Source organism: Pseudomonas extremorientalis (assembly GCF_001870465.1).
GTDB lineage: Bacteria > Pseudomonadota > Gammaproteobacteria > Pseudomonadales > Pseudomonadaceae > Aquipseudomonas > Aquipseudomonas extremorientalis.
The window spans coordinates 256,323-269,341 of the sequence record NZ_MDGK01000055.1; the positions used below are offsets into that span (position 1 = coordinate 256,323).

14 protein-coding genes are annotated in these 13,019 nt (G+C 60.0%); 1 reads left to right on the plus strand and 13 read right to left on the minus strand.

The genetic code is table 11. The annotated features are described in order from the left end of the window. Position 1: 1 nt before the first annotated feature. From BFN10_RS22130 to BFN10_RS22185, 12 genes are all read right to left on the minus strand, one after another. Positions 2-1,411: a circularly permuted type 2 ATP-grasp protein gene (locus tag BFN10_RS22130; RefSeq protein WP_071491442.1), complete on the minus strand. Its 1,410-nt coding sequence runs from the start codon at positions 1,409-1,411 to the stop codon at positions 2-4. Between the two features lie 403 nt (positions 1,412-1,814). Continuing rightward, positions 1,815-2,156, minus strand: a complete 342-nt coding sequence (locus BFN10_RS22135) for a ribonuclease E inhibitor RraB (protein ID WP_058427416.1) — start codon at positions 2,154-2,156, stop codon at positions 1,815-1,817. Between the two features lie 212 nt (positions 2,157-2,368). After that, positions 2,369-2,605, minus strand: coding sequence for a hypothetical protein (locus BFN10_RS22140; RefSeq protein WP_071491443.1), 237 nt, complete (start codon positions 2,603-2,605; stop codon positions 2,369-2,371). Positions 2,606-2,708: 103 nt separating this feature from the next. After that, complete coding sequence (locus BFN10_RS22145) at positions 2,709-3,314, minus strand: START domain-containing protein (protein ID WP_071491444.1); 606 nt, start codon at positions 3,312-3,314, stop codon at positions 2,709-2,711. A 41-nt stretch (positions 3,315-3,355) separates the two neighbouring features. Beyond that, positions 3,356-3,610, minus strand: coding sequence for a YkgJ family cysteine cluster protein (locus tag BFN10_RS22150; RefSeq protein ID WP_071491547.1), 255 nt, complete (start codon positions 3,608-3,610; stop codon positions 3,356-3,358). Positions 3,611-3,772: 162 nt separating this feature from the next. Further along, entirely contained in the window at positions 3,773-4,258 is a 486-nt protein-coding gene (locus BFN10_RS22155) for a hypothetical protein (protein WP_058427420.1), read from the minus strand. 104 nt (positions 4,259-4,362) lie between these two features. Next, entirely contained in the window at positions 4,363-5,802 is a 1,440-nt protein-coding gene (locus BFN10_RS22160) for an aminotransferase-like domain-containing protein (RefSeq protein WP_071491445.1), read from the minus strand. Positions 5,803-5,991: 189 nt separating this feature from the next. Beyond that, complete coding sequence (locus tag BFN10_RS22165) at positions 5,992-6,807, minus strand: OmpA family protein (RefSeq protein ID WP_071491446.1); 816 nt, start codon at positions 6,805-6,807, stop codon at positions 5,992-5,994. Next, positions 6,804-7,166, minus strand: coding sequence for a DUF4398 domain-containing protein (locus BFN10_RS22170; protein WP_058427423.1), 363 nt, complete (start codon positions 7,164-7,166; stop codon positions 6,804-6,806). The genes BFN10_RS22165 and BFN10_RS22170 overlap by 4 nt, the downstream gene beginning before the upstream one ends. Before the next feature lie 9 nt (positions 7,167-7,175). Then, positions 7,176-7,991 carry a substrate-binding periplasmic protein gene (locus tag BFN10_RS22175; RefSeq protein ID WP_071491447.1) on the minus strand — a complete coding sequence of 272 codons (816 nt, stop codon included), beginning with the start codon at positions 7,989-7,991 and terminating at the stop codon, positions 7,176-7,178. A gap of 73 nt (positions 7,992-8,064) precedes the next feature. Continuing rightward, positions 8,065-8,994 carry an electron transfer flavoprotein subunit alpha/FixB family protein gene (locus BFN10_RS22180; protein ID WP_071491448.1) on the minus strand — a complete coding sequence of 310 codons (930 nt, stop codon included), beginning with the start codon at positions 8,992-8,994 and terminating at the stop codon, positions 8,065-8,067. Positions 8,995-8,996: 2 nt separating this feature from the next. Continuing rightward, positions 8,997-9,746 (minus strand): electron transfer flavoprotein subunit beta/FixA family protein, encoded by a 750-nt coding sequence (locus BFN10_RS22185; protein WP_071491449.1) that lies wholly within the window; start codon positions 9,744-9,746, stop codon positions 8,997-8,999. A 505-nt stretch (positions 9,747-10,251) separates the two neighbouring features. Between BFN10_RS22185 and BFN10_RS22190 the strand changes: the two genes are divergently transcribed. Then, positions 10,252-11,916, plus strand: a complete 1,665-nt coding sequence (locus tag BFN10_RS22190) for an electron transfer flavoprotein-ubiquinone oxidoreductase (RefSeq protein ID WP_071491450.1) — start codon at positions 10,252-10,254, stop codon at positions 11,914-11,916. Between the two features lie 42 nt (positions 11,917-11,958). On the opposite strand, the gene BFN10_RS22195 is transcribed toward BFN10_RS22190, so the two are convergent. Continuing rightward, the gene (locus BFN10_RS22195; protein ID WP_071491451.1) at positions 11,959-12,852 is read right to left on the minus strand and encodes an AraC family transcriptional regulator; all 894 of its coding nucleotides are present in this window, start codon (positions 12,850-12,852) and stop codon (positions 11,959-11,961) included. Between the last annotated feature and the right edge of the window lie 167 nt (positions 12,853-13,019).

A 13,019-nucleotide genomic window follows, 5' to 3' on the forward strand; every position in this document is an offset into this window, starting at 1 on the left:
ATCATTCCTCGACCACCCAAGTGTCTTTAGTGCCGCCGCCCTGGGACGAGTTGACCACCAGCGAGCCTTCGCGCAAGGCCACGCGGGTCAGGCCACCGGGGACTACACGGGTCTCCTTGCCGGACAACACAAATGGGCGCAGGTCGATATGGCGCGGCGCAATGCCGTTTTCGACAAAGGTCGGGCAGGTGGATAAACACAGGGTCGGCTGGGCGATATAGGCGTGGGGCTTGGCCTTGATACGCGCACGGAAGGCTTCGATTTCCGCTGCCGTGGACGCCGGGCCTACCAGCATGCCGTAGCCGCCGGAGCCCTGGGTTTCCTTCACCACCAGGTCCGGCAGGTTGGCGAGCACGTGGGACAGTTCGTCGGGCTTACGGCACTGGAAGGTCGGAACATTCTTCAGGATCGGTTCTTCATCCAGGTAAAAACGGATCATCTCGGTGACGAAGGGGTACACCGACTTGTCATCCGCCACCCCGGTGCCGATGGCATTGGCCAGCACCACATTCCCGCAGCGATAAGCCGCGAGCAGGCCGGGCACGCCGAGCATGGAGTCCGGGTTGAAGGCCAGGGGGTCGAGAAACGCATCGTCGAGGCGACGGTAGATCACATCCACGGCCTTTGGCCCATCGGTCGTGCGCATGAAGACGCGATCATCACGCACGAACAGGTCGGCGCCTTCCACCAGTTCCACCCCCATCTCACGGGCGAGAAAGGCATGCTCAAAGAACGCGCTGTTAAAGCGACCCGGCGTCAATACCACCACGCTGGGGTTATCCAGGGGGCTTGAGCTTTTCAGGGTGTCGAGCAACAGGTTGGGGTAGTGATCGATAGGCGCGATGCGCTGGGCAGCGAACAGTTCGGGGAACAGGCGCATCATCATCTTGCGGTCTTCGAGCATATAGCTGACGCCGCTGGGCGTACGCAGGTTGTCTTCGAGCACGTAGTACGTACCGTCTCCATCGCGTACGAGGTCGACGCCGGAAATGTGGGAATACAGGTCGCGGTGCAGGTCCAGGCCCTGCATTGCCAGCTGGTATTGCTCGTTGGCCAGCACCTGTTCGGCAGGAATGATCCCGGCCTTGATGATGCGTTGCTCGTGATACAGGTCGGCGAGAAACATGTTCAGCGCCTTGACCCGCTGGATGCAGCCGCGCTCTACAATCCGCCATTCGCTGGCGGGAATGCTGCGCGGGATGGTGTCGAAGGGAATCAGGCGCTCGGTGCCCTGCTCGTCCCCGTAGAGGGTGAAGGTGATCCCGGCGCGGTGAAACAGCAAATCGGCTTCGCGCCGGCGCTGGGCCAGCAGTTCAGGCGGGGTTTCGGCCAGCCAGCGGGCGAACTCGCGGTAATGCGGTCGGACCTGGCCTGCCCCATCGTACATTTCATCGTAATAAGTGCGGATCATGCCGAACTCCTTGTCACCCGGGCGAAAGAACCGTCGCAAGGCCCGTGCCAGCGGCATAAACACTTAGAAATCAGTGAGTTGAATTAACCACGCAATCTGCTCGCACCGTCCTGGTGCGCAGAATGCCCGGTGCACTGCCCGACGCTTCATCGCAATGCGGGCTTTGACTATCAACAGCATAGTCAGAGTTGATTTCACTGCCCGGCGCAGGCTGCGGATAATCGGCCCCATCTGCTGAACTGCCTTCAGCGCTCCGCTCTTCCCTTTAAGCCACCCTCATGGGTGGCCTTTTTTTTGGTGCATAAAAATAGCGCGCAAGTTCCGAGTAATTTTCCCACCTCACAAACAAAATCGGCCGACCCAAAGGTCAGCCGATACGCTGCGTTTCTCATACTTCAAGCCGCTACATGGGTAACCCACGCACCTCCTGCTTCACGCCCCATCCTTCGATGATCCCACCCAGCGGCTCGACCACCGCCCCGAAGTCTTGCTCGAAGTCTCCTATGCCGTCGTAGGTCGCAAACATGACTTTGCTCAGTTCCAGGTACCAGGCGCCATCGTCGCGCGCACTCACCTGGGCATTCAGGGATTCCCCGCGAAACTCACCCGCAGCCCTGCGCGCCCGTTCCTCATCCGGGAAAATGGCGTAGAACTCGATGGGGTGAAAACGCGAAAAGTCGAAGCCGCCTTCTTTCATGCGGCGCAGAACGTTGGTGCTGATGTCTTCTTGATAGGCTGTGCTCATGAAAAGTGCTCCTCGAATTGATGGATAGACTTTCCGTGCTTCCCGAAGCCCACGCCGCAATGGCGTGGGGACTACGGCAACAACATCACCGCTGGAAAACAAGCATGTAGCTGACAAGACCAGAACTAGCGATTCATTCGCTGATCTCGTTTGCAGAGTAGCGCGAAGCTATCACCTCCACCAGAGGCGCTTGGATGGCTTACAGGGAATGTTCAGGCGGCGGGAGAGATGTCGAGGATCTGGATACTGTTCTGGTCTTTGAGGATCTTGACCGTCGGCTCGGGCTTGCGGCCCTCCAGGTCATTGAGGTCCAGTTCGGCGGCGACGGGCACCAGCTTGTTGCGAATCATGCGCGCAGCGTCTTCGAGGCTGGGCTTGTGTTCGCAGGTGAACTGCTCCACGGACTGCACGCCGTGATCATCAACGAAGGTAATTTGCCACGTTTGCATCGGTGCCTCCTCGATAAAACCCATGTGTGGGCTTACACGTATCTGGACCTTGAGCGCTGGACAAACGTTCCACTCAAGGCCGGAGGCACCGGATCAACTGCAGTTATTTTTCTGCGTGTTGTTTCAAGGCTTTCAAGGTGTTGAACGGGGCGTCCACCACAAACTTGTTGGCCAACCACGAGGGCACGCTGCCGCCAGGCTCGGTGTGCACCTGGTAGGTGACTTCGGTCAGGTTGTCGCCTTTGGGCACCAGTTTCCAGAAGCCGTCGACCTGGGCGACGCGCACGTAGCCTTTTTCTTCAGGCTTGTAGGTGGGGACACCTTCAAGTTTACGAGTCAACGTGCCATCGGCGGCCTTGGTCGTGGTGATATGCAGGTAAGAGTCACGATCCGTCACAGGGAACGGCGCTTTGAATTGGGTGTAGGTCCAGCTCTCGTCGCCCTTCTTGTCGACCAGTTTCTGGGACTTGCATTCGTGGATCCAGGCGCACGCACCGGCAACGTCTTCCTGCAGCGCGACAATCTTGGCCACCGGCGCCTTGATCGTGGTGACCCCGCGATACGCCTTGTACTTGGAGCCGGCAATTTCGCTCAGGGACACCTTGATACCGTCTTCGTCCTTGGCGACTTGCCAATCCTCAGCCTGGGCAGTGGCAGCAAACAACACTGTAAAACCGCACAACACAGCCATTCGTTTCAGCGAACCCATTGTTGTATTCCTTATTGTTGAAGTTCCGATAGTAAAGCCCATCAAGCCGCCGTCATCTGCTCCCACCAGCCGATCAAGCGGATCGCATCAGCCTGGTCGGTGCCGCAGACCTCGAGATCTGCCTTGAAATCACTGCACACCGCCGGTCGCTCCGGCTGGCCGAACAGCAGGCATAGTTGTTCGACCGACAGGTGCAAGCAGCGTTCGCCGGCGGGCTTGCCTTGTGGCATGCCCGGTAATGGCGAACTGATGGAGGGGGCGATGCAGCAAGCGCCACAGCCTTCACGGCAATTCATGACCAGCAAGTCCTCGACGACTCAATGTGGATGGCGGGGCTAGAGTACGCCCTAAAACAGCCGTTTTAAAATGGGTTAACAGGGGTTTTTCGCAGAAAACAAAAGTGACTGACCAGTCTGCGACAGATGGTCGAGGGCACGCGTCACGTTTGCGGGAAAAGTTTACTGCTTGAACTCGAACTCCAGCGCGGCGCCTTCCACTTCGCGTCGTTCTTCGTTGCGCAGTTGCAGCTTCATTTCGTTGCTGAGCAGACGGCCGTTGATCTGGAAGGCGCTGTTGTCGGCGGGCTTCTCACCGAACATCGGCGGCAGCAAGGGCACACTTTTGGGTTTGGGCATGGTGCCGATAGGCTGCAAGTGCCTGACCATATCCGACGGCAAGGACAGGTCCAACTGTGCCGGTGGCAATTGTGTCTGCGTCACCTCGCGAGATGCCTTGGACTTGCTGGCTGCACGTTTTTTGGCGGCGGCGGTGGGTTTCTTCACCGCTGGCGCTTTTTTTACGGGAGCCGGTTTTTTCGCGGGGGTCTTCTGCTCGTTACTGGCGGCTGGCTTGGTTTCGCTCACAGGGGCTGCCGCCAGCACTGTGCCGACGTTGCACAGGCTTAACAGGCCAATTACCAGAACAGCGCGAAAAATACAGGTCATATCGCCTACAGCATTAACGGCAGAGGGCCATATGCTCGCTTGTTGTGCGCGGCATGACAAGCACGGTGATCAGCGCGCTATAGGATTTGTCCCCTTTCCGAGCGTCACAGTCCTGCTGCCGTTTCCTGGCATAACTGGCTGGCCAGCATCCCCAACGTCATCAGCGCCCGCTCTGCCTCGCGGTTCCACGGGGTGCCGCAGTTGAGGCGAATGCAGTGATTGAACTGCTCCGTATTACTGAAGATCAGCCCAGGCGCAATACTGATGCCCTGTTGCAGTGCGCGCACGTGCAGTTCCTGGGTATTGACCCTTCCAGGCAAACTGACCCACAGGATGAAGCCGCCCGTCGGACGGGTCATCTGAGTGCCTTCCGGGAAATACTGCTGCACGGCCAGTTGAAAGGCGCTGAGGTTCTTGCGGTACTCCTGGCGGATGTAACGCAGATGCCGGTCGTAGCCGCCATTTTCCAGGTAAGCCGCAACGCCCATCTGCGTGACACTGCACGCGGAGTGGGTGCTGAACATCTGCAGGCGCTGGATCTCCTGCTGATACTTGCCGGCGATCATCCAGCCAATGCGCACACCGGGGGACAGCGTCTTGGAAAAGCTCGAGCAATAGATGACCCGATCCAGGCGGTCATAGGCTTTCAGCGCCTTGGTGCGGCCCAGTTCGAACATCAGCTCGCCGTAGATATCGTCCTCGACAATCTGGATGTTGAAGTCCGAGGCCAGGCGCAGTAACTGTTTCTGCCGTTCCTCGGGCATCGTGCCGCCCAGCGGGTTGCTCAGGCGCGTGGTCAGCACCAGGGCCTTGATCGACCATTGGTTGGCCGCCAGCTGCAGGGCCTCCAGGCTCATGCCGGTGGACGGGTCGCTGGGAATCTCGATGACCTTGAGGCCCAACAGATCGGCCAGTTGCAGCAACCCGTAATAGGTCGGCGATTCAGCGGCTATCAGGTCGCCTGGCCGCGTCAGCACCCGCAGGGACATCTGCAACGCGTCGACACAACCGTGGGTGATCACCACTTCGGACGGGTCCACCACCACACCCGCATCGCGCATGCGGATCGCCACTTGGCGGCGCAGCGGTTCGAAACCGGGGCTGAACATGTAGCTGAACGCCCGTGGGCTCTGGAAGCGCGTGACCTTGGCCAGTTGCTGGTGCAGGGCGCGTACAGGCAGGTAGTCCACGCTCGGCACCGCGGCGCCCAACGGAAACACTCCCTCGCGACGCGACTCGCCCAATACCTGTTGAATGATGCTGCTGCGGGTGACCAACCCAGGGCGCTCGACCCGTGCAATATCCGGCGTCGGCGCCGTGAGTGCTGGCGTCTGGTGCACGTAATAGCCGGACTGTGGCCGCGCCCGGATCAGCCCCTGGTCTTCCAGGTTGGCATAGGCCTGCAACACCGTCGCGTGGCTGACGTTCAACTGCGAACTCATCTTGCGCACCGACGGCACGCGCTCGCCCGGTTGATAGACACCGCGCCGGATATCCTCAGCCAGCTGCTGGGCGATACGTTGGTAAAGCAACAGATTGGTCATGACGCAGCACTCGATTTCACGGGTATTTTATTTTTGTGTGAAACATACCGGCACAGTTTAGAAGTGTACGGGGACAGTTGCCACAATAGTCGAGCGCGCGTTGTAGTGACAGTAAAACTGTGAAGGTGCACACCAAAAAAATGTGGGAGGGGGCAAGCCCCTCCCACACTTTTGATTTGTGCCTGGCGCCTAACGGGCGGCGCCGAGTTGGCCTTTTTCGTCGGAGAAAACGATTTCAACGCGACGGTTCTGTGCCCTGCCCCGCTCGGAGGCATTGGCCTCCACCGGGTACTGGTCGCCATACCCTTCCACCTGGATGCGTTTTTCGTCGATGCCCAGGTCGACCAGCACATCAGCCACCGACTGCGCGCGGTCGCGGGACAGCTTGAGGTTTTCCTGCTCGCCGCCGGTGTTATCGGCGTAGCCCTCGATACGCACCACACGCTTGGGGTTCAGTTGCAAGAACTGCACGATCTTGAGCACTGTACGGTTGGCCGAGTTCTTCAGCTCGGCGTCACCGGTGTCGAACAGCACATCGCCCAGGGTCATCACCAGGCCACGATCGGTCTGGGTGGTGGTCAGGCTGGCGATCTGTTCTTCAAGCCATTTGCCCTGCTGCTGTACGCTGCTCAGCTTGCTTTCGCGCAAGGCCAGTTGCAGGCGCTGGCGCTCCAGTTCGAGCTTGGCGCCGCGCTCCTGGTTGAGCGCCTGTTCGGTGTGTTCGCGGGCAATGGCGCTATAGCGCTGGCTCAAATAGGCGTAATGCACCACGTCGGCACCGCTGCCCCAGTAGCTGGACAAGCGGTCGGCACGGGCCAGGGACTCACCGGCGCGGATCACGTCCTTGGGCGCAAAGCGCAACACATTGGCGTCTTCCTTGACCTTCTGGAAATCATTCCCGGCCTGTTGCAGGGCCTGTTCGCTGTCGGGATGGCTGGCACAACCGCCCAATACAGCAGTGCCCAACAGCAGCGCACAGCTCAAACCACGGATCATCGGACTCATTGGGCTTCCCCCAACTGCAGTTGCTTGCGCAGGCGAGTGATGCGGGTGTTGAGCACGTTCAACTGCTCCTGGCTCTTGCGGGTCAACACTTTGGCTTCTGCCAGCCGCGCGTCCAACTCGGCTTGCTCAAAGCGCATGCGTGCATTTTTGTAGGACTGGTCAGCCATGCTCGACTTGGCCCGGGCGAATTTCTCTTCGGCCAGTTTCAGTTCGGGCGATTCATCGGGGTTGGCGCCAACGGCGCTGGCTTGCTCCAGGGCTTGCTGGGTGAGGCGAATTTGTTCATTCGGCGCAGGATCAGCTGCACATCCCGCCAGAGCGACAACGGCGAGGGCCGCGAAAAGAGGTCGAAGAGTCACTGAAAATCCCTACTTTGTTGGGGTGCCGACGGGTTGTTGCAATTGCGCTTTCCAACGTTCCAGATTGCGCTGCAACGCGGCTTCCGTCACACCAGACCCGGGCAATTCTGTCATCTTTTTGGCGAGCTGTCCGCGCAACCACGGATCGTTGCAGGCCGAGTTGTGGGAAATCGCCAGGTACAGGCCCGGCTGATCGACGGGCACGTCGCGGGCGATCAGGTCGTTGCTCATGCCCAGGGTCTGCGCCATCGCCATGCCGGAATAGCGTCCCGCGAGGACATAGTCGACCTCTCCCAGCAGCAGCTTCTGGAACGCCGGTGTCAGGGACGCCAGGCGTTGCAGGCTCAATTGCTGGCCGGCGAAGGTCTCGAAGGCGGCACTCAAGCGCGCACGTTCCGACACCGCGCCTTTGTGCCCGTGCAGGTCGGCCGCCGTGGTGTAGACCAGCGCTGAATCCTTGCGTGTCCACACCAGATAGTCGAGCTGCACCAGGGCCGGGTGGATGTAGTCGAGGGTTTCCAGCTCGCCCAGGTTCAGCGGCGCATCGGCGAGGATATCCATGCGCCCGCTGCGCACCTCATCCAGGGCCAGCGAGCGTTTGCCGCCATAGAGCAGGTCGATTTTCAACCCGAGGTCCTTGCCCACCTGTTGCAGCACGTCGGCGGTGGCGCCGATCAGGTGCGTGGGGTCTTGCGGGTCACGCCAGAGCAAGGGCGGCGCGTCCGGGCTGCCGGTGATCACCAGGCGGTCGCATTTGCCGGCGGCCAGCGCCAGGCTCGGCAGCAGTGTGAGGCCCAGCAGTACAGCCCAGGGGCGCAATTCCATGGCGTGTGTCTCCAGCAAGTCAAAAAAAAGCCCGGTCACTAGGACCGGGCTCTTTATAAGTGAAGCGACTGGATTAGACCAGCTTCTCCAACTCAGGGACGGCTTCGAACAAGTCCGCCACCAGGCCGTAATCAGCCACTTGGAAGATCGGTGCTTCTTCGTCCTTGTTGATCGCAACGATCACTTTGGAGTCCTTCATACCGGCCAAGTGCTGGATCGCGCCAGAGATACCGACGGCGATGTACAGCTGTGGCGCAACGATCTTGCCGGTCTGGCCGACCTGCATGTCGTTGGGTACGAAACCTGCGTCGACGGCCGCCCGGGAAGCGCCGACCGAAGCGCCCAGCTTGTCGGCCAGGGCGTACAGGTGCTTGAAGTTGTCACCGTTCTGCATGCCACGGCCGCCGGAAACGACGATCTTGGCAGCGGTCAGCTCAGGACGGTCCGACTTGGCCAGCTCTTCGCCTACAAAGCTGGAGGTGCCAGCGTCGTGGGCAGCGGCGACGGCTTCAACGGCAGCCGAACCACCTTCAGCGGCAACCGGGTCGAAACCGGTGGCACGCACGGTGATGACTTTGACCGAAGCGTTGGACTGTACGGTAGCGATAGCGTTACCGGCATAGATCGGGCGCTTGAAGGTGTCTGCGCTTTCGACCGAGATGATCTCGGAGATCTGGTCAACGTCCAGTTGCGCGGCAACGCGTGGCAGGATGTTTTTGCCGTTGGAGGTGGCGGCAGCCAGGATGTGGCTGTAGCCAGCGCCAAGCTCTGCAACCAGAGGTGCAACGTTTTCCGGCAGTTGGTGAGCGTAGGCCGCGTTGTCGGCGACCAGTACTTTGCTCACGCCAGCGACTTTCGCAGCGGCTTCAGCCACCGCGCCAGCGCCCTGGCCTGCAACCAATACGTGGATGTCACCACCGATTTTCGCAGCGGCAGCCACGGTGTTCAGGGTGGCCGGGGCCAGCACTTTGTTGTCGTGTTCTGCGATTACCAAGATAGTCATGGTTAGATTACCTTCGCTTCGTTTTTCAGTTTCTCGACCAGTTCAGCCACCGACTTGACCTTGATGCCCGCGCTGCGTGCAGCCGGTGCTTCAACTTTGACGGTCTTGTTGGTGGAGGCGGTGGAAACGCCCAAAGCTTCCGGAGTCAGCGACTCAAGCGGCTTCTTCTTGGCTTTCATGATGTTTGGCAGGGACGCGTAGCGCGGCTCGTTCAAACGCAGGTCGGTGGTGACGATGGCCGGCAGTTTCAAAGAAACGGTCTGCGCGCCGCCGTCGATTTCACGGGTGACAGCCACGCTGTCGCCGCTTACTTCGACTTTGGAGGCGAAGGTGCCCTGGCCGTAACCGGTCAGCGCAGCCAGCATCTGGCCAGTCTGGTTGTTGTCGCTGTCGATGGCCTGTTTGCCGAGGATAACCAGCTGAGGCTGTTCCTTGTCGACAACGGCTTTGAGCAGCTTGGCCACGGCGAGGGAGGTCAGCTCTTCAGCGGACTCGACCAGGATGGCGCGGTCGGCGCCCAGCGCCAGGGCGGTACGCAGCTGCTCTTGAGCAGTGGCAGGACCGATGGAAACCACGACGATTTCAGTCGCCACGCCTTTCTCTTTCAGGCGTACGGCTTCTTCCACGGCGATTTCGCAGAACGGGTTCATCGACATCTTGACGTTAGCGAGGTCGACGCCGGAATTGTCCGCCTTGACGCGAACTTTCACGTTGTAATCGACAACGCGTTTGACAGCTACAAGAACCTTCATGGATTCCTCGTTACTCTCCGGTGAAAAGAAAGTCGCCTAGGCGAACCTGGCGGTTGATGCTCATCGGCACACAAGGGCACCTCCAAAAACGCAGGCGGCGACCTTGCTCACGGGAAATGATGACCGTTCGTCGGGGGTGACTGAGAGGTCATTCTTTATCGCAGCGTGTAAACTGCGCGCCAATGGTTGGCACGCGTCACCTGTCTTGCTTTTGGACGTGCTCTTGAAACCTGCTGTCTGCCTACGGTAAGCGCAAAACCGACCGTATATTGACCGGAACGCCTATTCTGGTCAATACGGCAAAATAGCCAGTCATAAGCCGCACCACTGTGATTTATCTGGCCTGCGGGCAATTCAAACAAACGTTTGTATTGGACGCTGCCAGTGGTGTAGATATAATGCGCCACCTAGAGAGAAAGGTGGGTCTTGCCGTTGCCGCAAGACAACACCGAACCTCGACCCATTAGAAAAAAAAGCCTGTTGAGCCTTGAGTAGGAGATAGCCTGTGGAACGCGAATACATGGAATTCGACGTGGTCATCGTCGGCGCTGGCCCGGCGGGACTGTCTGCCGCCTGCCGACTGAAGCAGAAGGCCGCCGAAGCCGGTAAGGAAATCAGCGTCTGCGTGGTCGAGAAAGGCTCCGAAGTCGGCGCGCATATCCTCTCCGGTGCCGTGTTCGAACCCCGCGCCCTGAACGAACTGTTCCCGGACTGGAAAGCACTCGGTGCGCCGCTCAACACTCCGGTGGTGCGCGATGACATCTATGTACTGCGCAGCCCCGAAGCCTCCACCAAGGTCCCTGACTTCTTTGTGCCCAAGACCATGCACAACGAAGGCAACTACATCATTTCCCTGGGCAACCTGTGCCGCTGGCTGGCCCAGCAGGCCGAGAACCTGGGCGTGGAAGTCTACCCAGGCTTCGCCGCCCAGGAAGCGCTGTTCGACGAAAACGGCGTGGTGCGCGGCATCATCACCGGTGACCTCGGCGTCGACCGCGAGGGCAACCCAAAGGAAGGCGTCTACACCCCAGGCATGGAGCTGCGTGGCAAGTACACGCTGTTCGCCGAAGGTTGCCGTGGCCACATCGGCAAACAACTGATCCAGCGCTTCAACCTGGACAGCGACGCCGACGCGCAGCACTACGGCATCGGCCTCAAGGAAATCTGGGAAATCGACCCGGCCAGGCACCAGCCTGGCCTGGTGGTGCACACCGCCGGCTGGCCGCTGGACATCATGAGCGCCGAGAACACCGGCGGCTCGTTCCTCTACCACCTGGAAAACAACCAGGTGGTGGTCGGCCTGATCGTCGACCTGTCCTACAGCAACACCTTCCTGTCGCCGTTCGATGAGTTTCAGCGCCTCAAGCACCACCCGGTGCTGGCCCAGTACCTCGAAGGCGGCAAGCGCATCAGCTACGGCGCCCGTGCCATCTGCAAAGGCGGCCTGAACTCGCTGCCGAAGATGGTCTTCAAGGGCGGCGCGCTGATCGGTTGCGACCTCGGCACCCTGAACTTCGCCAAGATCAAGGGCAGCCACACCGCGATGAAGTCCGGCATGCTTGCCGCCGACGCCGTGGCCGACCGCCTGTTTGCCGAATCCGAAGGCGGTGATGAATTGACCGCTTACGTCGACAGCTTCAAGTCCAGCTGGCTCTACGAAGAACTGTTCGCCAGCCGCAACTTCGGCCCGGCGATGCACAAGTTCGGCCCGATCATCGGTGCCGGTTTCAACTGGTTCGACCAGAACATCCTGGGCGGCAAGATGCCGTTCACCCTGCACGACACCAAGCCGGACTACGCCTGCCTCAAGCTGGCCAAGGACAGCAAGAAGATCGACTACCCGAAACCCGACGGCAAGCTGAGCTTCGACAAGCTGAGCTCGGTGTTCATCTCCGGTACCAACCATGAAGAAGAACAGCCGTGCCACTTGAAGCTGAAAGACGCGAGCATCCCGATCGGCACCAACCTGCCGCTCTACGATGAACCGGCGCAGCGCTACTGCCCGGCCGGCGTGTATGAAGTGATCACCCAGGAAGACGGCGAGAAGCGCTTCCAGATCAACGCCCAGAACTGCGTGCACTGCAAGACCTGTGACATCAAGGACCCTTCGCAGAACATCACCTGGGTTACGCCGGAAGGCGCGGGTGGGCCGACTTACCCGAATATGTAAGCTCGCGGCTCGAACAAAAAGGCTCCCAAATGGGAGCCTTTTTTATGCTGCGCGCTCTTCGCCGGGATTACGCAGGAAATAGCGTTTATATTCCCGACTGAACTGCGACGTACTCTGATACCCCACGCTATGCGCCGCCTGCGCCACGCCCATGCCGTCCACCAGCAGCAACTGCTGGGCCTTGAGCAGACGCAAACGCTTCAGGTACTGCACCGGCGACAACAACGTGCAGCGCTTGAAGTGCTCATGAAAGGTCGACGCACTCATGTGCGCATACCCCGCCAGCGTCTCGATATTCAGCGGCTCGGCGTAATGGGCATGCAGGTGATTCAACGACGTGGCGATGCGCGAAAACTGCCCCTGCTGTTCCACCAGCGCCCGCAACACATCCGCCTGCGGACCTCGTAAAGCGGTGAACAACACTTCCCGGACCCGCGCCGGCCCCATGATCCGGCTTTCCAGCGGATCGTGCAGACACTCCAATAGCCGTTCGACGGCACCGCGCATCGCATCATCGAGCATCACCGAACTCATCGACTCCAGCGTCTGCGCCGTGGGCGGCGGCCCGGCCTGAATGCCCATGGCCATCACCAATTCGCCCAAGACCACGCGGTCAATGCCCACCGTGACGCCATACAACGGCGCATCGGAACCCATGGCAAACGTCTCGCACTCAAAGGGCACCGGCATGGCCTGGATCAGGTAGTGCCCGGCGCCATACTCCAGCGTGCGCGGCCCCAGGTAGGCGACTTTGCTGCCTTGGGCCACGAACATCAGGCTTGGCTCATAAATCTGCGGCCCGCGTGCCACGTCACAACTGGCGCGCAGCACTTGCACACCGGGCAGGTGGGTCGGGGAGAAACCGTCGCAGGGCGTAAGCCCCTCAATCAAGGCAACCAAGGTGGCGTTGGCATCGAGATGGCGGGTCAACAACATGGCAAAAAACTTCGCGAATAAGGGATGAGAACATCATCGCAGGTCTGGCGGCCAACGGATCCAAACCAGGGGCACTCCCGGACGAATAGGCATGAGACTCGGAGCATTTGCCATGTTCGCTCCCAGGGTCGGCGCGCAGAATGCGCCACCTCTACAGTCCAGGCTTT

What these genes read in the sequence shown, in the direction of transcription:
- BFN10_RS22140 (WP_071491443.1), bottom strand. Translation starts at nt 2,605, where the DNA reads ATGCAAACGTGGCAAATTACCTTCGTTGATGATCACGGCGTGCAGTCC.
- BFN10_RS22165 (WP_071491446.1), bottom strand. Translation starts at nt 6,807, where the DNA reads ATGAGTCCGATGATCCGTGGTTTGAGCTGTGCGCTGCTGTTGGGCACT.
- BFN10_RS22180 (WP_071491448.1), bottom strand. Translation starts at nt 8,994, where the DNA reads ATGACTATCTTGGTAATCGCAGAACACGACAACAAAGTGCTGGCCCCG.
- BFN10_RS22155 (WP_058427420.1), bottom strand. Translation starts at nt 4,258, where the DNA reads ATGACCTGTATTTTTCGCGCTGTTCTGGTAATTGGCCTGTTAAGCCTG.
- BFN10_RS22175 (WP_071491447.1), bottom strand. Translation starts at nt 7,991, where the DNA reads ATGGAATTGCGCCCCTGGGCTGTACTGCTGGGCCTCACACTGCTGCCG.
- BFN10_RS22130 (WP_071491442.1), bottom strand. Translation starts at nt 1,411, where the DNA reads ATGATCCGCACTTATTACGATGAAATGTACGATGGGGCAGGCCAGGTC.
- BFN10_RS22145 (WP_071491444.1), bottom strand. Translation starts at nt 3,314, where the DNA reads ATGGGTTCGCTGAAACGAATGGCTGTGTTGTGCGGTTTTACAGTGTTG.
- BFN10_RS22160 (WP_071491445.1), bottom strand. Translation starts at nt 5,802, where the DNA reads ATGACCAATCTGTTGCTTTACCAACGTATCGCCCAGCAGCTGGCTGAG.
- BFN10_RS22185 (WP_071491449.1), bottom strand. Translation starts at nt 9,746, where the DNA reads ATGAAGGTTCTTGTAGCTGTCAAACGCGTTGTCGATTACAACGTGAAA.
- BFN10_RS22195 (WP_071491451.1), bottom strand. Translation starts at nt 12,852, where the DNA reads ATGTTGTTGACCCGCCATCTCGATGCCAACGCCACCTTGGTTGCCTTG.
- BFN10_RS22150 (WP_071491547.1), bottom strand. Translation starts at nt 3,610, where the DNA reads ATGAATTGCCGTGAAGGCTGTGGCGCTTGCTGCATCGCCCCCTCCATC.
- BFN10_RS22135 (WP_058427416.1), bottom strand. Translation starts at nt 2,156, where the DNA reads ATGAGCACAGCCTATCAAGAAGACATCAGCACCAACGTTCTGCGCCGC.